The organism is Variovorax ginsengisoli (assembly GCF_030486595.1).
Lineage (GTDB): Bacteria > Pseudomonadota > Gammaproteobacteria > Burkholderiales > Burkholderiaceae_C > Variovorax > Variovorax ginsengisoli_B.
The window spans coordinates 64,115-81,938 of sequence record NZ_JAUJZH010000032.1 but is presented as its reverse complement, the minus strand read 5'-3'; the positions used below and the strand labels follow the sequence as shown (position 1 = coordinate 81,938).

Below are 17,824 nucleotides of genomic sequence, written 5' to 3'. Positions count from 1 at the left end.
GCCCGGCGCCGGCCTGGGTGACCCCCACGCTCCCTCACTTCGTGTAGTCGCTGCCCCCCGAGGGGGCCGCAGGCCGCCTTGGGGCGGCCCGGCGCCGGCCTGGGTGACCCCTCTCGTCCGGTGGCTGGCCGCCGAGGGCCCCATCGGCGGCTTCGTCGGGCTTCAGGCTGCCGGTGCGCTCCAGGCGCTCGAACTGGGCGATCACCTGGGCGCCGAACAGCACCAGCGTGGCGGCGATCTCCAGGCTCAGCAGCACCACGATCGCGGTGGTGAGCGAGCCGTAAACGACGTTGACCTGCGACAGGGTGGCGAAATAGAACACCAGCACCCGGCGAGTGACCTCCCACAGCAAGGCGGCGGTCACGCCGCCGATCAAGGCATGCCGCAGGCGCAGCCGGCCGACCGGCATCACCAGGTAGAGCGAGGTCAGCATGAAGATCTCGCCGCCCAGCCCGAGCAGGTAGAGCAGCACGCCCGAGACGCCCGACAGCGACCAGCTATAGCCGAACAGCTCGACGCTTTCCTCGCCGATCACCTGCAGCGCGCCTGTCACTAAGGTCACCAGCATCAGGCCGACGCACAGGCACAGGATGTAGACGTAGGGCATCACCACCGAGATCAGGAAGTGCCGCGAATGCTCGGCCTTGCGGTGGTGGAAGATCACCGCCATCGCGCCCTCGAGCACCGTGAAGGCCAGCGAACTGAAGAAGATCATCGTCACCAGCAGCACCGGGCCGAGCACCTCCGCATGGGTCAGGAAATTCGACAGTTCGGCGACGATCGCCTGCGACTGGCCGGGCAGCAGCCAGGCCAGGTAGCGCCCGACCGCACTCAGCAGCGCCGCCTGGTCGACGAAATGCGACAGCGCGATGACGCTGACGATCAGGAGCGGCACGATCGACAGCAGCGCGTAGTAGGCCACCGCGCCCGCGAGCAGCAGGCCCTGGTTGGCCTTGAAGCTCTTGAACGCCTGCCAGATGAAACGCAGTGGGTGGCGCAGCACGGGGCCGATCGGGTGGGTGAGGGAACGGCGGATCATTCGGTGCTTTCGGGCCATCGGCGGTTCGGGGGCCCGGCGCGGGCCTGACGGCTTGCGTATCATTTGGAGTTCCGAGCCTACATGACCATCCCCGCTTCTTTCATCCAGGAACTGATCGCACGCGCGGACGTGGTGGAAATCGTCGGACGCTATGTCCAGCTCAAGAAGGCCGGCGCCAATTTCATGGGCCTGTGCCCCTTCCACGGCGAAAAATCCCCGTCCTTCTCGGTCAGCCCGACCAAGCAGTTCTATCACTGCTTCGGCTGCGGCGTGCACGGCAACGCGATCGGCTTCCTGATGGAGCATGCCGGCATGGGCTTCGTCGAGGCGGTGCACGACCTGGCCGGCCAGTACGGCCTGCAGGTGCCCGAGGACGACGCCTCGCCCGAGGAACGCGCCCGCGCCGCCGGCCAGCGGCAGAAGCAGGCCACTTTGTCCGAGGTGCTCGAGAAGGCCGGCGAGGCCTACCGCAAGCAGCTGCGGCAATCGCCCGGCGCGATCGACTACCTCAAGGGCCGCGGCGTCTCGGGCGAGGTCGCGAAGCAGTTCGGCATCGGCTACGCCCCGGCCGGCTGGCGCTCGCTGGCCAGCGTCTTCCCCGACTACGACGACCCGCTGCTGGCCGAGAGCGGCCTGGTGATCGTCGGCGAGGCCGAGGAAGGCGGCGAAGCCAAACGCTACGACCGCTTCCGCGACCGCGTGATGTTCCCGATCCGCAACGTCAAGGGCGAATGCATCGGCTTCGGCGGCCGGGTGCTGGGCGACGAGAAGCCCAAGTACCTGAACTCGCCCGAGACCCCGGTGTTCAGCAAGGGCCGCGAGCTCTACGGACTCTACGAGGCCCGGGCGGCCTTCCGCGACCGCGGCTACGCGCTGGTCACGGAGGGCTACATGGACGTCGTGGCGCTGGCGCAGCTGGGCTTCCCGAACGCGGTCGCGACCCTCGGCACCGCCTGCACGCCCGAGCACGTGCAGAAGCTGTTTCGCTTCACCGAATCGGTGGTCTTCAGCTTCGACGGCGACGCCGCCGGCCGGCGGGCGGCCCGCAAGGCGCTCGACGGCGCCCTGAGCTACGCCACCGACGTGCGCAGCATCAAGTTCCTGTTCCTGCCGGCCGAGCACGACCCCGACAGCTTCATCCGCGAGTTCGGCGCCGACGCCTTCGCCCGCTTCGTGTCCGAAGCCACGCCGCTGAGCCGCTTCCTGATCGAGGCGGCCCGCGAAGGCTGCGAACTGTCGACCGCCGAAGGCCGCGCCCACATGGCGAGCAATGCCCGCCCGCTCTGGAGCGCCCTGCCCGAAGGCGCGCTCAAGCGCCAGCTGCTGGCCGAGATCGCCGCCCTGGCGCAGCTCGGCACCCAGGAGCTGGCCGAGCTCTGGATGCCGGCGGCGCCGCGCCCGCCCGCCCCGGCGCCTTCGCGGGCCAGCGCGCCGGTCGCCTCCGAAATGACCGAGGAGGACTGGGCCAGCCGGGACCAGTGGTTCGACGAACAGGCGCGCGGCGGTTCCGAGAAAAAGCGCTTCAAGTCGTTCCGCCAGCCGCCACCTCCCCGCCCGCCCCCGGGCGGCCGCCGGCTGCCGACCAGCCGGGCCGACGTGGCGGCGCGGCTGGTGCTGTCGAATCCGGCCGAATGGGAAGCCCTGTCGCACGAGCTGCACGCCCTGCTCTGCGACCTGCCCGGCGAGCACGGCCAGCTGTTCGCCTGGCTCGACAGCCAGGGGCATGAGCATGGGATCCAGCCCTGGGCGGCGCTGCGCGAGGGCCTGCGCGGCCTGAGCTTCGAAGCGCTGGCGGTGCGGGTCATGACCGGCCCGGACGGCGGTCCGATCGGCGATGCCGAGGGCGAGCAGGCGGCCGATGCGGCCCGCGAACTGCGCAACGTGCTCGACTACATGCTGGACGACCTGCTCAAGGCCCAGCAAAGCGAGGCGATCGCGGCGGTCGGCAGCGATCCGCGAGCGCTGGAACGCTACAAGGCGCTCGAAGCGCGCCGGCTCGAGTTGCGAAATCGCCTCAGGCCGAGCACAAACAGTGCTTGAAAAACTGGCAGCGCGCTATAATGTAAGGCTTAGCCAGACGCTCGAGGGCGTCTGGTTGAAGCAAAAACTGGCAAGAGCGACAGCAGCACCTCCGGGCCGACCCCAAGCGCAATGCACTTCCCGACGGGAAAAGGGTCAATACACCGCAAGGACTGCACACCAAATGTTCGCCCGACATCTTGCCTTTTGACGGCTGCCGGGGGGCTCGCGTTCCCCCAGCCTCAGTGTTTGTGCTCCTGCCTGCGCCGGGTTTCGAGGCGCGTGTGATTCCGCTTGGTCCATCTTGTTGTACGAGGTCGTATGCCCAGTTCAAAGAAGCCTGCCGTGTCCGCTGCCAAGAAGCCCGCTGCAGAAAAACCGTCGAAGACCGCCGCGCTGCAGGCAACCAAGACGGGTGCCGTCGCCTCCAAGGCGTCAGCAGCAACGAAAGTGAAAACCGTGCCCACCAAAACGACTCTCTCCGCCGATCCCACCATCGAAAAGCCCGCCGCCAAGAAGGTGGGCCGTCCGCCCAAGGCCGCCGGCGCCGCCACCACGACCACCGGCGCCAAGCGCGGCCGCAAGCCGAAGGCCGGCAATGAGTCGACGGGCAGCGACATCGACCTGTCCGACATCGAGGACGACCTGGCCGGCGAGGAGCCGGCAGCGACCACGACCGAAGAAAAGGTCAAGCCGCTGCGCATGAAGATCAGCAAGGCCAAGGAACGGGCCTTGATGAAGGAATTCGGCCTCGACGAGACCGTGCTCTCCGAAGAAGACTTGGCCAAGCGCCGTTCGCGCCTGAAGACCCTGATCACGCTGGGCAAGACCCGCGGCTACCTGACGCACGGAGAAATCTCCGACCACCTGCCCGACAAGCTGGTTGACGCCGAGACCATGGAAGTCGTGGTCACGATGCTCAACGACATGGGCGTGGCCGTCTACGAGCAGACGCCCGACGCCGAGACGCTGCTGCTGAACAACACCGCCCCGACCGCCACCACGGTCGAGGAAGCCGAAGAAGAAGCCGAAGCCGCCCTGTCGACCGTCGACAGCGAATTCGGCCGCACCACCGACCCGGTGCGCATGTACATGCGCGAGATGGGCACGGTCGAACTGCTCACGCGCGAAGGCGAAATCGAGATCGCCAAGCGCATCGAAGGCGGCCTGATGGCGATGATGGAAGCCATCTCGGCCTCCCCCGCCACGATCGCCGAGATCCTGCGCCTGGGCCAGGAAATCCGTGATGGCAAGGTCGTCATCTCGACCATCGTCGACGGCTTCTCGAACCCCAACGAGGCCGACGACTACGTGGCCGAAGAAGACTTCGACGAATTCGACGAGGAAGACGACGACGACGGCAAGGGCGGCTCCAAGGCGCTGACCAAGAAGCTCGAGGAACTCAAGCGCGACGCGCTCGAACGTTTCGACCGCATCGCCGTGCTGTTCGAGAAGGTCCACAAGATCTACGACAAGGAAGGCTACGGCACGCCGGCCTACGAGAAGGCGCAGCACGCCCTGTCCGAAGAGCTGATGACGATCCGCTTCACGGCCCGCACGATCGAGAAGCTGTGCGACCTGGTGCGCACCCAGGTCGACGACGTCCGCAAGAAGGAGCGCGAGCTGCGCCGCATCATCGTCGACAAGTGCGGCTTCCCTCAGGAAGAGTTCATCCGCGACTTCAGCGGCTACGACAAGAACGGCAACCGCGTCGCCTCCAACCTGCTCAACCTCAAGTGGGTCGAGAAGCAGGCCGCCGCCGGCAAGCCCTGGAGCGCCGTGCTGGCCCGCAACATCCCGCCGGTGCAGGAACTGCAGCAGCGCCTGACCGACATCCAGTCGCGCGTGGTGGTGCCGCTGACGCAGCTGAAGGACATCAACAAGCGCATGAACGAAGGCGAATCGTCTTCGCGCGATGCCAAGAAGGAAATGATCGAGGCCAACCTGCGCCTCGTGATCTCGATCGCCAAGAAGTACACCAACCGCGGCCTGCAGTTCCTGGACCTGATCCAGGAAGGCAACATCGGCCTGATGAAGGCGGTCGACAAGTTCGAATACCGCCGCGGCTACAAGTTCTCGACCTACGCGACGTGGTGGATCCGCCAGGCGATCACCCGCTCGATCGCCGACCAAGCGCGCACCATCCGCATCCCGGTCCACATGATCGAGACCATCAACAAGATGAACCGCATCAGCCGGCAGCATCTGCAGGAGTTCGGTTTCGAGCCCGACGCCAGCATCCTGGCCGCCAAGATGGAGATCCCGGAAGACAAGATCCGCAAGATCATGAAGATCGCCAAGGAGCCGATCTCGATGGAAACCCCTATCGGCGACGACGACGATTCGCACCTGGGCGACTTCATCGAGGACAGCAGCAACACGGCGCCGATCGAGGCCGCGATGCAGGCCGGCCTGCGCGACGTGGTCAAGGACATCCTCGACAGCCTGACGCCGCGCGAAGCCAAGGTGCTGCGCATGCGCTTCGGCATCGAGATGTCGACCGACCACACGCTGGAAGAAGTCGGCAAGCAGTTCGACGTCACGCGCGAGCGCATCCGCCAGATCGAGGCGAAGGCACTGCGCAAGCTGAAGCACCCGAGCCGTTCGGACAAGCTGCGCAGCTTCATCGACACTCTGTAAGCGCGCACTCGCAAGCAGACGACAAGAAGGCGCCCTCGGGCGCCCTTCTTTTTTCCAAGAACACCAAGAACCGACCGGAGACGCCGTCCATGAACCCCGAAGCCGACAAACTCTGGCGCGCGCCGCGCTGGGCGCTGGCCGTGCTGCTGGCGGTGCTGGGCATGCTGGGTCCGTTCTCGATCGACACCTACATCCCGGCTTTCTCGGGCATCGCGCGCTCGATCGGCGCCACCCCCGCCGAGATGCAGCAGACGCTCTCGGCCTACCTGTTCGGCTTCGCCTTCATGAACCTGTTCCACGGCGCGTTGTCGGACAGCTTCGGGCGCCGGCCGGTGGTGCTGTGGGGGCTGGCGGTGTTTACCCTCGCCTCGCTGGGCTGCGCCCTGTCGCAGACCATAGGGCAGCTGGTGCTGTTCCGCGCCCTGCAGGGCCTGTCGACCGGTGCCGGCATCGTGGTCTCGCGGGCGGTGATCCGCGACATGTTTCCGCCGGCGGAGGCGCAGAAGGTGATGTCGCAGGTGACGATCTACTTCGGCATCGCGCCGGCGATCGCGCCGATCGTCGGCGGCTTCCTGTTCGTGCACCTGGGCTGGCACGCGATCTTCTGGTTCCTGGTCGGCGTCGGCGTGGTGCTGTGGGTCGCCAATTTCAAGCTGCTGCCAGAGACGCTGCACAAGGACCATCGCCAGCCCTTCGAGGTGCGGCACCTCATGCGCGGCTACTGGGACCTCTGCTCCGACCCGCGCTTCCTGCTGCTGGCGCTGGCCAGCGGCGTGCCCTTCAACGGCATGTTCCTCTACGTGCTGGCCGCGCCCGCCTTCCTCGGCGAGCACCTGGCGCTGGCGCCGACCCAGTTCTTCTGGTTCTTCATCCTGACCATCGGCGGCATCATGAGCGGCGCCTGGGCCAGCGGCCGGATGGCCGGCAAGGTGGCGCCGAAGCGGCAGATCCGCGACGGCTTCGTGATCATGCTGGCGACCTCGATCCTGAACGTGGCCGCCAACGCCCTCTTCACCCCGCATGCCGCCTGGGCGCTGTGGCCACTGGCGGTGTTCGCCTTCGGCTGGGCACTGATGGTGCCGGTCGTGACCCTGCTGGTGCTCGACCTGCACCCGGACCGCCGCGGCATGGCCTCGTCGCTGCAGGCGGTCATCGGCTCGACCGCCAACGGCATCGTCGCCGGCGTGGTCGCGCCGCTGGTGATGCACTCCACGCTGGCACTGGCCGCCACCTCGCTGCTGATGCTGGGCGTCGGGCTGGTGGCCTGGGTCTGGCTGCACGGGCGCTGGCCCGAGATCGGTCGGCGGGTCGCCGGCGAGGCGGCCTGAAGCGATGCGGTCGTTCGATCTGCGAAGCTTCGCCCGCGCCTGGCTGCCCGGGCCCACCGTCGTCGACGGGCGCGAACGGCTGCGCGCGGTCGTGGGGGCTGCGATCGGCCTGCTGTTCACCGGCCTCGCCTGCGAATGGCTGGCCGGCGGCAGCGGCTGGCTGATCGCCCCGCTCGGCGCCAGCGCGGTGCTGGTGTTCGCCTTGCCGGCCAGCCCGCTGGCCCAGCCCTGGCCGGTGATCGGCGGCAACACGCTCGCGGCCCTGGTCGGCGTTGCCTGCGCCCATTGGCTGCCCGACGCCGTCTGGACCGGCGCGCTGGCGACCGCCCTGGCGATCGGGCTGATGTTCGCCATGCGTTGCCTGCATCCGCCGGGCGGCGCGGTGGCGCTGCTGGCCGTGCTGACCCGCACCGGCGAGCTGCCTTTCGCCTTCCTGCCGGTGTTCGCCGATTCGCTGCTGCTGGTGCTGGCCGGCGTGGTCTACAACAGCTTGACGGGACGCCGCTATCCGCACCTGCAGTTGGCGCCGCCGCGCCCGCCCGGGGCCGATGCGGGCGCCATGTCGGCCGACATCGACGCCGTGCTGGCGCGCTACAACCAGGTGCTGGACATCAGCCGCGACGACCTCGAATCGCTGATCCGGCAGACCGAGATGGAATCCTGGCACCGGCGGCTCGGCACGGTGCGCTGCGCCGACATCATGTCGCGCGACCCGGTGGTGGCCGAGTTCGGCATGCCCCTGCAGGACGCCTGGACCCTGATGCACGAGCGCCGCATCAAGGCGCTGCCGGTGACCGACCGGACGCGCCGGGTGGTCGGCATCGTCACCCAGGCCGACTTCTTCCGCCAGATCGACCTGGAGCACCACGAGGGCATCGGCGGCCGGCTGCGCCACTTCATCCGCGCGACCCGCAGCGTGATGTCGAACAAGCCCGAGGTGGTGGGCCAGATCATGACGCGCCAGGTGCGCGTGGCCAGCGAGGACCGGCCGCTGGCCGAACTGGTGCCGCTGTTCTCCGAAGGCGGCCACCACCACATCCCGATCATCGACGCCGAGCGCCGCCTGGCCGGGATGATCACGCAGTCGGATTTCGTGCGCGCGCTCTACCGCGCGGTCGGGCCGGAGAACTGACCCCGCCGGGCGGCCAGTGGGCCGGCTCGGCGAAGCGCGCCACCAGGAAATCGAGCAGCGTCCGCAGCGACGCCGGCATCTGGCGCCGCGACGCGTAGACACCGTAGACGCCCAGGCCCTGCGGCTCGAAGTCGGGCAGCAGCGCCACCAGCCGGTCCTGGGCGATCGGCCCGCGGGCCGAGTAGGCCGGCTGCATCGCGATGCCGGCGCCCTCGATGGCCGCCGCCAGCAGCACCTGCGACTCGTTGGCGCTGAGGTTGCCGCTGACCGGCACCGCGATGCGCTCGGCGCCCTGCTCGAACTGCCACAGGCTCTTGCCGAAGTAGGAATAGGTCAGGCAGTTGTGCAATGCCAGGTCCTGCACGCTGGCCGGCTCGCCGTGGGCCGCCAGGTAGGCCGGCGAGGCGCAGACCACCGAGTCGCACCGGCCCAGCGGCCGGGCGATCAGGTTCGGATCGAGATCGTTGGTGATCCGGATCGCGAGGTCGATGCGTTCCTCGACCAGGTTCACCGGCCGGGCGTCGATGTGCAGGTCGATCGCCGCCCGGGGATGGCGGCGGAGGTAGTCGGCCACCGCCGAGGCGAGCACGTCCTGGGCCAGCGACTGCGCGCAGGCGACCCGCAGCAGGCCGCGCGGTTCTTCCGCGCAGGCGCTGGCGGCGGTCGCCATCTCGGCCGCGACCTCGAGCATGCGGCGGCAGCGCGCCAGTGTTTCTTCGCCGGCCTCGGTGAGGCTGAGGCGCCGGGTCGTGCGATGCAGCAGCCGGGCGCCGGCCCACTGCTCCATCTGCGCAAGGTAGCGCGTCACCATGGCGCGCGACATGTCGAGCGTCTCGGCGGCCGCGCTCATGCTGCCGCGCTCGGCGATGCGGACGAAAACTTCGGCGGCGACGATGCGGTCCATATTCGATCGAATCAAGCAACAAACCATTGCATGCTACGCGGTTTTTCGATCGGATAGAGAAACATACGATACGGGGCATGACGGCAACGAACCCCCTCCCCCGGCGCGCCACGCTGCACTATGTCTTCGACCCGCTGTGCGGCTGGTGCTACGCCGCGGCGCCCTTGATCGAGGCCGCGCGCAGCCTGCCGGCGCTGGCGATCGAATGCCATGGCGGCGGCATGCTGACCGGCAGCAACCGGCGCCCCATCACGCCGGCCTGGCGCGACCACGTGAAGCCGCACGACCGCCGCATCGCCGAACTCAGCGGCCAGCCCTTCGGCGCCGCCTATTTCGACGGGCTGCTGAACGACAGAGGCGCGATGCTGGACTCCGCACCGCCGCTGACTGCGATCCTGGTCGCCGAGGCCGCGGCGGGCCGGGGGCTGGACATGCTTCACCGCGTCCAGCGCGCCCACTACGTCGAGGGGCGGCGCGTCGCCGACCCGGAGGTGCTGCGCGCGCTGGCGGCGGATCTCGGTCTCGACGCCGCCGCCTTCTCCGACGACTTCGACTTCATCGCCGGCGAAGCCACCCAGCGCCATATCGACGAAAGCCGCCGCTGGTTGGCCCGGATCGGCGGCCAGGGCTTTCCGACCCTGGCGCTGGCGACCACCGATGGCCGGCTGACGCCGCTGGACGCCGGCCGCTACCTCGGCCGGCCCGACGCCTGGGTCGAGCAACTCGACACCCTGCTTTCCCAACCCCTTTCACCACAGTCCCTCAAGGAACACCCATGAGCAAGATCGCCCTTCTCGGGATCACCGGCCGCGCCGGCTCCCGCATCGCCGACGAACTGCTGGCGCGCGGCCACAGCGTGACCGGCGTCGCCCGCCATGTCGACGGCGTCGACGCCCGCCCCGGACTGAGCCTCCACGCCGCCGACGCGAAAGCGCTCGACGCCCTGGTGCCGCTCTTGCGCGGCCATGACGTGCTCGTGAGCGCGACCCGTTTCGCGGGCGGCACCGACGCCGCGACCCTGATCGCCGCCGCCCGGCAGGCCGGCGTGCCGCGGCTGCTGGTGGTCGGTGGCGCGGGCAGTCTCGAGGTCGCGCCCGGCGCGGCGCTGATCGACGCGCCCGGCTTCCCCGACGCCTACAAAGCCGAGGCCGCCGCCGGCGGCGCGATGCTGGCCGCGCTGCGCGCGGAGAAAGACATTGACTGGACCTTCTTGTCGCCCTCGGCGATCTTCGAGCCGGGCCAGCGCACGGGCAAGTTCCGCGTCGGCGGCGACAGCCTGCTGAGCGACGCCGGCGGCAAGAGCTGGATCTCGATGGAGGACTACGCGATCGCGATGGCCGACGAGATCGAGTCCCCGAAGCATCCGCGTCAGCGTTTCACGGTCGGGTACTAGAGGGGCGGACGGGGCGGGCGGGTCGGCATGTTCAAGCGGCTGCCGACCCCGGATGTCGACTTCCATGGATCGACGACCAGGAGCCCGCAGCCCTCGAAATCGGTGACGTTCCGGGTCGCCAACTGGACACCATGGTGCCTCGCGATCGCGGCGATCTGAGCGTCTAACTGACTGATGGGACGACCGGCAGCCCGCCGCGCGCTCACGATGTCGGCGTAGACCCAAGCTGCCGAGGGGTCGAACGGCAGTATGCGCCCCCCAAAATCCTCGTCGAACATCGCCCGAACAGCGGTTTCGAGCGCCGCACGCCGCTTGCCTGCAGGCAACAGTCGCGCCCCAAGCATCATTTCCGCCTGCGTGATCGAACTGACGAACAGGGTGTCGGCCGGTTGGGCTTCGAACCATCTCAGCACGCCCGGGTCGGGGGTCGCCCGCAAGAGTTCCGACAGGACGTTGGTGTCGAGAAGCGTGCTCATCGAGCGCTTTCGCAGAGCGGCGCTTCGGACTTCTTTGGAGCGAGACTCCGGCTCGCCGAAAAGCTGCTGCGCAGCAGCGCTGCGGCATTCGCCTTCTGAGCGGCCGGGCGGCTCATCGTCGCTTCCGGGGCGCAGGGGCGGACTTTGGTTTGCTCGGCGCGGACGCGGCTGCCTCGTCGCCGAAGTCGGGCAGCGGGCGCACCGGACCCCTGGCCTCGATGGGCAATTGAACATCGCCCAGGGTCGCAAATCGAGAGCGAATGCGGGCGCTCAAATCCAGCGACGGCTGCGGCGACTCCTGCAGCGCGGCCCTCAGGATTTGACGCGCCTCTTCTTCCATCGACCGGTTGCGGGCCGCCGCACGCAGACGCAACCGGCTCTTGAGCGGATCCTCCAGATTGCGAATCGTCAGGGTTGCCATGGCGCGTTACTCCCGTGGAACCAGATTGTAGTCATTGCTTTCATTGCTAGCACCGACTGGCCACGGTTCCAGGGATAGCGCCTGAGCAGGCCTCCGTCGGACTGCCGCCCCGGTGATCGATGACGAAGCGTTCATTGAACAGTTGCTCCGCCCTGCGCAAGCCCTCCTCCGTCAAGACGACCGACTTGGCCTTGTTGACGGGGTCGTCAATGTAGCCCTGGGCGTGAAGACGGTCCAGCGCACCCCATTCATGGCCTTTCCAGGCCCGATTCCGTTCGTGCAGGGTCAGATAGAGGAGCGCCAGCACGGTTTCGTCGATGGCGCGCACATCGAGTTCCATGATCTTCTCCTGTCAGATGCCGGGGTTCTCCAAGGTCCTCTTCATCGCCTTCAGCCCCTCGGCGATCATGCCCGCGATCGCCGGCTTCATCTCGTGCGGCAGCAGGTCGGCGATCCAGACCAGGCGGCTGTGGGCCGCGTCTTCGGCGAACACCTGCAGCGAGGCGTTGTGGTGCGTGAGGCGGCCGCCGCTGGCCGACCAGACGGCGCGACGCGCCGCGTCGTCGAGGTCGACGATGACTTCGCGCGCCACCATGCCGTTGCCGAAGGTCACGATGCGGGCGTCGCCGTCGAGCTTGCAGTCGGTGACGAAACCCGGCACCAGCCGGCGGTGGATCTCGCCGACGTCGCGGACCGCGTCCCAGATCTTCTCGGCCGGGGCCGCGACCTGGATTTCCTGTCGAATCGATGCCATGGTCCGGCCCTTTCAGCGGAAACGAGGGCCGTGAGTTTAGGCCGCTGCGCGCTAGCGGCCAACCCCGAGCAGCCGTTCCAGCACCTCGGGCTGCGCCTGCAAGCTGGCCGCGTGGTCCGCATGCACCACGGTGCCGTGGTCGAGCACCACCGCCTCGTCGGAGATCGCGAGGATCGCCTGCGGATGCTGCTCGACGATGATCGCCGCCAGGCCTTCGTCGCGCGTGATGCGGCGGATCGCACGCAGCAGCTCTTCGACGATGATCGGCGCCAGCCCTTCGAGTGGCTCGTCGAGCAGCAGCAGGGTCGGGTTCAGCACCAGCGCGCGTCCGACGGCCAGCATCTGCTGCTCGCCGCCCGACAGCTGCGTGCCCAGGTTGCCCTTGCGCTCCGCCAGCCGCGGGAACATCTCGTAGACCCGCTGCGGATTCCAGCGGCCCGGCCGCTCCACCGCCGTCAGGTTCTCGTGCACCGTCAGCGACTTGAAGATGTTGCGTTCCTGCGGCACCCAGCCGATGCCGGCCGCCGCCCGCAGGTGCGGCGACAGCTTGTGCAGCGCCGCGCCGCCGAGCGTGATGCTCCCGCCATGCTGGCGCGTAGCGCCCGCCAGCGTGTTTATCAGCGTGGTCTTGCCGGTGCCGTTGCGGCCCAGCAGCGCCAGCGTCTGGCCCTCGCCGAGCGCGAGCCCGACGTCGTGCAGCACCACGGCCTCGCCGTAGCCGGCGCTCAGGTTCTCGATGCGCAGCAGTTCAGACATGCGCGGCTCCATGGCCCAGGTAGACCTCTTTCACCTTCGGGTCGTTGGCGATCGTGTCCGGATCGCCTTCGGTCAGCAGCGTGCCGTTGACCAGCACGGTCATGCGGTCGGCGAAGCTGAAGACCAGGTCCATGTCGTGCTCGATCAGCAGCACCGAGACGTCGGCCGGCAGCGCCGCCACGGTCTCGAGCAGTTCTTCGCGTTCACCGGCCGGCACCCCTGCGACCGGCTCGTCGAGCAGCAGCACGCGCGGCTCGCAAGCCAGCGCGATCGCGATCTCGAGCAGCCGCCGCTTGCCGTAGGCCAGATGGCGGGTCTGCTGCCAGGCGACGTCGGCCAGGCGGAACTGCTCCAGCAGCTGGCCGGCCCGTTCGGCCACCGCCGTCGAGGAGCCCAACGGGCGCCACCACTGGGCGCCCACGCCGCTGTGCTGCGAAACCACCAGCGCCAGCGTCTCCAGCGGCGTCATCGAATCGAACAACTGGTTGATCTGGAAGGTGCGCACCATGCCGCGCGCGACCCGGCGGTGCGGCGCCAGCCACGTGATGTCCTCGCCCTCGAGCACGATGCGGCCCTCGGTGGGCGTGAGCACGCCGGTCAGCAGGTTGATCAGCGTCGTCTTGCCGGCGCCGTTGGGGCCGATCAGCGCATGGCGGGCACCGCGCCGCAGGTTCAGCGTGACGTTGTTGGTGGCCGTGATGCCGCCGAAGCGCATCACGAGGCCGGTGGCGGACAGCACGATGTCGCTCATGGCTTCACCGCCTTGCGCGCGCCGAACCAGGTCCAGGGCTTGAGCAGCCGGTCGCGCCCGACCAGCACCAGCAGCACCAGGATCAGGCCGATCCAGAACATCCAGTACTGCGGCGTGACGGTCGACAGCGTGTCCTGCAGCAGCTTGAAGACGATCGCGCCGGCGATGCCGCCGTAGAGCCAGCCGACACCGCCGATGACCAGCATCAGCACCACGTCGGCCGAACGGTCGAAGGCCAGCACGTCGAGCGAGGCGAAGCCGGTGGTCTGGGCCAGCAGCGCGCCCGCGCCGCCCGCCACGGCCGCCGCCACGGTGTATATCACGGCCAGCCGCGACACCACGGGGATGCCGATCGCCATCGCCCGCAGCCGGTTGTCGCGGATCGCCTTGAGCGTGGCGCCGAAGGGCGAATGCACCAGCCGGCGCATCAAGAGGAACAGCAGCAGCAGCACCGACAGCGAGTACCAGGCGGCGGTGCGGCCGAACAGGTCGAAGTCGAAGACACCCAGCACCGGCCCCATCACCACGCCCTGCAGCCCGTCGGCGCCGCCGGTGAGCCAGTCGAGCTTGTTGGCCAGTTCGAGCAGCAGCAGGGCGGTGCCCAGGGTGACCATCAGCCGCGTCAAGTCGCTGCCGCGCAGGATGGTGACGCTGGCCACGGCGCCCAGCGCCGCCGACAGCGCAATGGCCACCACCAGGCCGATCGTCGGATCGGGCATCACGTGCTTGGCGAACAGCGCCGCCGCATAGGCGCCGAAGCCGAAGAAGGCCGCGTGGCCCAGCGACACGATGCCGGTGTAGCCGAGGATCAGGTCGAGCGACATCGCGAACAGCGCGACGATGGCGATCTCGTTGATCATCAGCGCATGCGACGGCACCAGCAGCGGCAGCGCGAAGGCCACCACCCACAGTGCGTATTCCCAGGGGCGCCAGCGCGCCTTCTGCAGCAGGGGTTGACGGAAATCCATCACTTGCCCCCCTTGCGCGTGAACAAGCCCTGCGGCCGCCACATCAGGATCAGGATCATCAGCAGGTAGACCGTGAAGGCGCCCATCTTCGGGATGAAGTACTTGCCCGCCACGTCGGCGACGCCGAGCAGCAGCGCGGCCAGCAGCGGCCCGGTGATCGACGAGGTGCCGCCGACCGAGACCACGATGAGGAAATAGACCATGTACTTGAGCGGGAAGGTCGGATCGAGGCCGAGGATCTCGGCGCCCAGCGCACCGCCCAGCCCCGCCAGCCCCGAGCCCACGGCGAAGGTCAGCAAGAACACCACGTTGACGTTGATGCCCAGACCGGCCGCCACGCGAGGATCGTCGACCGCCGCGCGCAGCCGGCTGCCGAAGCGGGTCTTGGAGAGGATCAGTTGCAGCACCACGGTGAGCAAGGTGCAGACCGCGATGATGAAGATGCGGTAGTGGCCCATGCCCAGCAGCAAGGCGCCGTCGCCAATCTCGGTGCGCCCGCGCAGCCACTCGGGCAGGTGGATGTTCTGCTGCGAGGAGCCGACGAAGTAATCGACCGCCGCCACCGCCATGAAGGCCAGCCCGATCGAGAACAACACCTGGTCGAGGTGCGACTTGCCATACATCGGCCGGTAGAGCGTGCGCTCGAGCAGCGCCCCCGCCGCGCCGACCACCAGGAAGGCCAGCGGCAGGCACAGCAGGAAGGGCACGCCCAGCTTCTGCATCGCGAACACCGTGAGATAGCCGCCGGCCATCGCGAAGGCGCCGTGCGCGAGGTTGATGAAGTTCATCAGCCCCAGCGTCACGGCCAGGCCGACCGCGAGCACGAACAGCAGCATGCCGTAGGCAATGCCGTCGAAAAGAATGGTCAACATGCGGCTGTCCGGAATCCTTCGTCTGGCTTACTTGGACTTGCCCGGGTCCTTGACCGCCTTGATGACGTCGAACTCGATGTTCCAGAGCTGGCCGTCCTTCTTCTCGACCTTGCGCAGGTAGATGTCCTGCGTGATGTCGCGGGTCTGGGCGTCGATCAGCACCGGGCCGCGCGGGCTCTCGAAGACCTGGCCCTTCATCGCGGCCAGCAGCGCATCGCCGCCGCCCTGGCCCTTGGTGGTCTTGAGCGCCTCGTAGATGATGCGCATGCCGTCGTAGCCGCCGACGGCCATGAAGTTCGGCCGCATGTTCTTGTTGGCGGCTTCGAAGTCGGCCACGAACTTCTTGTTCATCGCCGAGGGATGGGCCGTCGAGTAGTGGTGCGAGGTGACAACGCCGAGCGCGCCGTCGCCCATGTCGTTGAGCTGGTCGTCGTCGGTCACGTCGCCGGTGCCGATCATCTTGATGCCGGCCTTGTCCATGCCGCGCTCCAGGAACTGCTTCATCACGGCCGCGCCGGCGCCCGAGGGCACGAAGACGAACAGCGCATCAGGCTTGGCGTCGCGCACCTTCTGCAGGAAGGGGGCGAAGTCGGGGTTGCGCAGCGGCACCCGCAGCTTCTCGATCACCTTGCCGCCGTTGAGCTCGAAGCGCTCGGCGAAGAACTTCTCGGCGTCGTTGCCCGGACCGTAATCGGCCACCAGCGTGACCACCGACTTGATGCCGTTCTTGGGTGCCCAGTCGCCCATCGCGACCGCGGCCTGCGGCAGCGTGAAGCTGGAGCGCAGCATGTACGGCGAGGCCTGGGTGATGGCCGAGGTGGCGGCCGCCATCGTGATGGCCGGGGTCTTCGACTGGGTCGCAATCGGCGCCACGGCCAGCGCGATCGGTGTCAGGCCGAAGCCGGCCAGCACGTTGACCTTGTCGTTCACCACCAGTTCCTGCGCCAGGCGCTTGGCGACGTCGGGCAGGCCGGTGTCGTCCTTGACGATCAGCTGGACCTTCTTGCCGGCAACCGTGTCGCCATGCTGCGCCATGTAGAGCTTGGCGGCAGCCTCGACCTGGCGGCCGGTGGAGGCTTGCTGGCCGGTCATCGGCAGGATCAGGCCAATCTTGAAGGTGTTGTCCTGTGCCTGGGCGGCCAGCGGCAAGGCCAGCGCGATGGCGGTCAGGCTGGCGGCCTGGACGAGATGGCGACGAAGCATGGGAACTCTCCTATTTCAGTGGAAGCGTGACGGTGGATATTGTGACCAGATGCAAGCAGGCCCGGACGCCGGCAAATACCTAGGCTTCAAGCCCGGGCTGCGAATTCTGCGCGATCAGTAAAACGGCTGCGCGATGATCGCGCAACGCGTGGGGGTCTCAGGGATTGTCGGGTCGCCAGGCGGAGTCGAGCGTGATCGTGCCGACCGCGCGCGAGACGCAGGCGCAGATGCGGCGCCCGGATGCTTTTTCGTGTTCGCTCAGGAACACGTCGCGGTGGTCGATCTCGCCGTCGACCGCCAGCACGTCCATCGCGCACAGGCCGCACTCGCCGCGGCGGCAGTCCCAGAGCGTCTGGACGCCGGCGCCCTCGAGCGCTTCGAGCAGCGTGCTGCCTGCTGGCACGGTGATGGCGAGGCCGTGGCGCGGAATCCGCACCTCGAAGGCCTGGGTCGGCAGCCGGCCGCTGCTGCCGAAGGTCTCGAAGCGCAGGTCGGCCTGCGGCCGGCCGGCGGCGGCCCAGGCCCGCTTGACCGCCTCGAGCATCGGCACCGGTCCGCAGGTGTAGAGCTGGCCGCCGGCGGGCAGCGCGGCGATCTCGGCGGCGAAGTCGATCGGCGCCGCGCCGGTGTGGGCCTGCACGCTGGCGCTCGGGTGCGGCGCCAGCGCCGCACGCAGCTCCGGCAGGTAGGCCAGCTCGGATTCGTTGCGCGCGCCGTAGAGCATGCGCACCGGGACCCCGCCGCGCTCGGCCAGCGCCGCCAGGCGCTGCGCCATGTAGACCAGCGGCGTGATGCCGATCCCGCCCGCCACCAGCAGGTAGCCGGGCGCCGTCAGGTCGAGGCCGAAGTGGCTCTGCGGCTCGCTCACCAGCAGCCGGTCGCCGATGGCCAGCCGCCACATCGCGAGCGAGCCGCCGCGGCCGTCATCGAGGCGCTTGACCGCGATCCGCCAGCTGCGGCCGTCGGGCGCGCCGACCACCGAGTAGGAACGGTTCTGCATGCGTCCCGCGCCGGGCGCGCCGACCAGCACTTGCACCTGCAGGTGGGCGCCCGGCTCGTGGCTGGCGACCTCGCCCGATTCGGGCGTGATCACGAATTCGCGCACGGTGGGGCTGAGGTCCTTGATGGCGCTGATGCGCGCCGGCATCCAGTGGATATCGCTTTTCAT

At 68.5% G+C, this 17,824-nt stretch carries 18 protein-coding genes; 6 read left to right on the top strand and 12 right to left on the bottom strand.

All coding sequences use genetic code 11. The features are described from left to right. Positions 1-34: 34 nt before the first annotated feature. Positions 35-1,039 carry a YihY/virulence factor BrkB family protein gene (locus QZH52_RS31820; protein WP_301815085.1) on the bottom strand — a complete coding sequence of 335 codons (1,005 nt, stop codon included), beginning with the start codon at positions 1,037-1,039 and terminating at the stop codon, positions 35-37. 81 nt (positions 1,040-1,120) lie between these two features. Between QZH52_RS31820 and dnaG the strand changes: the two genes are divergently transcribed. From dnaG to QZH52_RS31800, 4 genes are all read left to right on the top strand, one after another. Beyond that, complete coding sequence (gene dnaG, locus QZH52_RS31815; RefSeq protein ID WP_301815084.1) at positions 1,121-3,079, top strand: DNA primase; 1,959 nt, start codon at positions 1,121-1,123, stop codon at positions 3,077-3,079. Between the two features lie 300 nt (positions 3,080-3,379). Then, positions 3,380-5,698 carry an RNA polymerase sigma factor RpoD gene (gene rpoD, locus QZH52_RS31810; protein ID WP_301815082.1) on the top strand — a complete coding sequence of 773 codons (2,319 nt, stop codon included), beginning with the start codon at positions 3,380-3,382 and terminating at the stop codon, positions 5,696-5,698. Positions 5,699-5,787: 89 nt separating this feature from the next. Next, the gene (locus QZH52_RS31805; protein WP_301815081.1) at positions 5,788-7,026 is read left to right on the top strand and encodes a multidrug effflux MFS transporter; all 1,239 of its coding nucleotides are present in this window, start codon (positions 5,788-5,790) and stop codon (positions 7,024-7,026) included. 4 nt (positions 7,027-7,030) lie between these two features. Beyond that, positions 7,031-8,158 carry an HPP family protein gene (locus QZH52_RS31800; protein ID WP_301815080.1) on the top strand — a complete coding sequence of 376 codons (1,128 nt, stop codon included), beginning with the start codon at positions 7,031-7,033 and terminating at the stop codon, positions 8,156-8,158. Here QZH52_RS31800 and QZH52_RS31795 read toward each other — a convergent pair. Beyond that, the gene (locus tag QZH52_RS31795; RefSeq protein WP_301815079.1) at positions 8,103-9,062 is read right to left on the bottom strand and encodes a LysR family transcriptional regulator; all 960 of its coding nucleotides are present in this window, start codon (positions 9,060-9,062) and stop codon (positions 8,103-8,105) included. The two genes, QZH52_RS31800 and QZH52_RS31795, sit on opposite strands and share 56 nt — an antisense overlap. A 77-nt stretch (positions 9,063-9,139) precedes the next feature. Here QZH52_RS31795 and QZH52_RS31790 point away from each other — a divergent pair, with 77 nt between their 5' ends. Further along, on the top strand, positions 9,140-9,841 hold the full coding sequence (locus QZH52_RS31790; RefSeq protein WP_301815078.1) for a DsbA family protein: 702 nt from the start codon (positions 9,140-9,142) through the stop codon (positions 9,839-9,841). Next, entirely contained in the window at positions 9,838-10,455 is a 618-nt protein-coding gene (locus QZH52_RS31785) for an NAD(P)-dependent oxidoreductase (protein ID WP_301815076.1), read from the top strand. The genes QZH52_RS31790 and QZH52_RS31785 overlap by 4 nt, the downstream gene beginning before the upstream one ends. On the opposite strand, the gene QZH52_RS31780 is transcribed toward QZH52_RS31785, so the two are convergent. The 10 genes from QZH52_RS31780 to QZH52_RS31735 form a co-directional block, all read right to left on the bottom strand. Next, positions 10,452-10,931, bottom strand: a complete 480-nt coding sequence (locus QZH52_RS31780; RefSeq protein WP_301815075.1) for a type II toxin-antitoxin system VapC family toxin — start codon at positions 10,929-10,931, stop codon at positions 10,452-10,454. The two genes, QZH52_RS31785 and QZH52_RS31780, sit on opposite strands and share 4 nt — an antisense overlap. Positions 10,932-11,043: 112 nt before the next feature. Then, entirely contained in the window at positions 11,044-11,352 is a 309-nt protein-coding gene (locus tag QZH52_RS31775; protein ID WP_301815074.1) for a FitA-like ribbon-helix-helix domain-containing protein, read from the bottom strand. Between the two features lie 46 nt (positions 11,353-11,398). Further along, on the bottom strand, positions 11,399-11,692 hold the full coding sequence (locus tag QZH52_RS31770; protein ID WP_301815073.1) for a DUF6429 family protein: 294 nt from the start codon (positions 11,690-11,692) through the stop codon (positions 11,399-11,401). A gap of 12 nt (positions 11,693-11,704) precedes the next feature. Continuing rightward, the gene (locus QZH52_RS31765) at positions 11,705-12,106 is read right to left on the bottom strand and encodes an SRPBCC family protein (RefSeq protein ID WP_301815072.1); all 402 of its coding nucleotides are present in this window, start codon (positions 12,104-12,106) and stop codon (positions 11,705-11,707) included. 51 nt (positions 12,107-12,157) lie between these two features. Continuing rightward, entirely contained in the window at positions 12,158-12,862 is a 705-nt protein-coding gene (locus tag QZH52_RS31760) for an ABC transporter ATP-binding protein (protein WP_301815071.1), read from the bottom strand. Continuing rightward, on the bottom strand, positions 12,855-13,613 hold the full coding sequence (locus QZH52_RS31755; RefSeq protein WP_301815070.1) for an ABC transporter ATP-binding protein: 759 nt from the start codon (positions 13,611-13,613) through the stop codon (positions 12,855-12,857). Before QZH52_RS31755 ends, QZH52_RS31760 begins: the two co-directional genes overlap by 8 nt. After that, positions 13,610-14,581: a branched-chain amino acid ABC transporter permease gene (locus QZH52_RS31750; RefSeq protein WP_301815069.1), complete on the bottom strand. Its 972-nt coding sequence runs from the start codon at positions 14,579-14,581 to the stop codon at positions 13,610-13,612. The genes QZH52_RS31755 and QZH52_RS31750 overlap by 4 nt, the downstream gene beginning before the upstream one ends. Next, positions 14,581-15,453 (bottom strand): branched-chain amino acid ABC transporter permease, encoded by an 873-nt coding sequence (locus QZH52_RS31745; protein WP_286524567.1) that lies wholly within the window; start codon positions 15,451-15,453, stop codon positions 14,581-14,583. The genes QZH52_RS31750 and QZH52_RS31745 overlap by 1 nt, the downstream gene beginning before the upstream one ends. Positions 15,454-15,480: 27 nt before the next feature. After that, a complete protein-coding gene (locus QZH52_RS31740) occupies positions 15,481-16,656 on the bottom strand; it encodes an ABC transporter substrate-binding protein (RefSeq protein ID WP_301815068.1) in 1,176 nt (391 codons plus the stop codon). Positions 16,657-16,813: 157 nt separating this feature from the next. After that, the gene (locus QZH52_RS31735) at positions 16,814-17,824 is read right to left on the bottom strand and encodes a PDR/VanB family oxidoreductase (RefSeq protein ID WP_301815067.1); all 1,011 of its coding nucleotides are present in this window, start codon (positions 17,822-17,824) and stop codon (positions 16,814-16,816) included.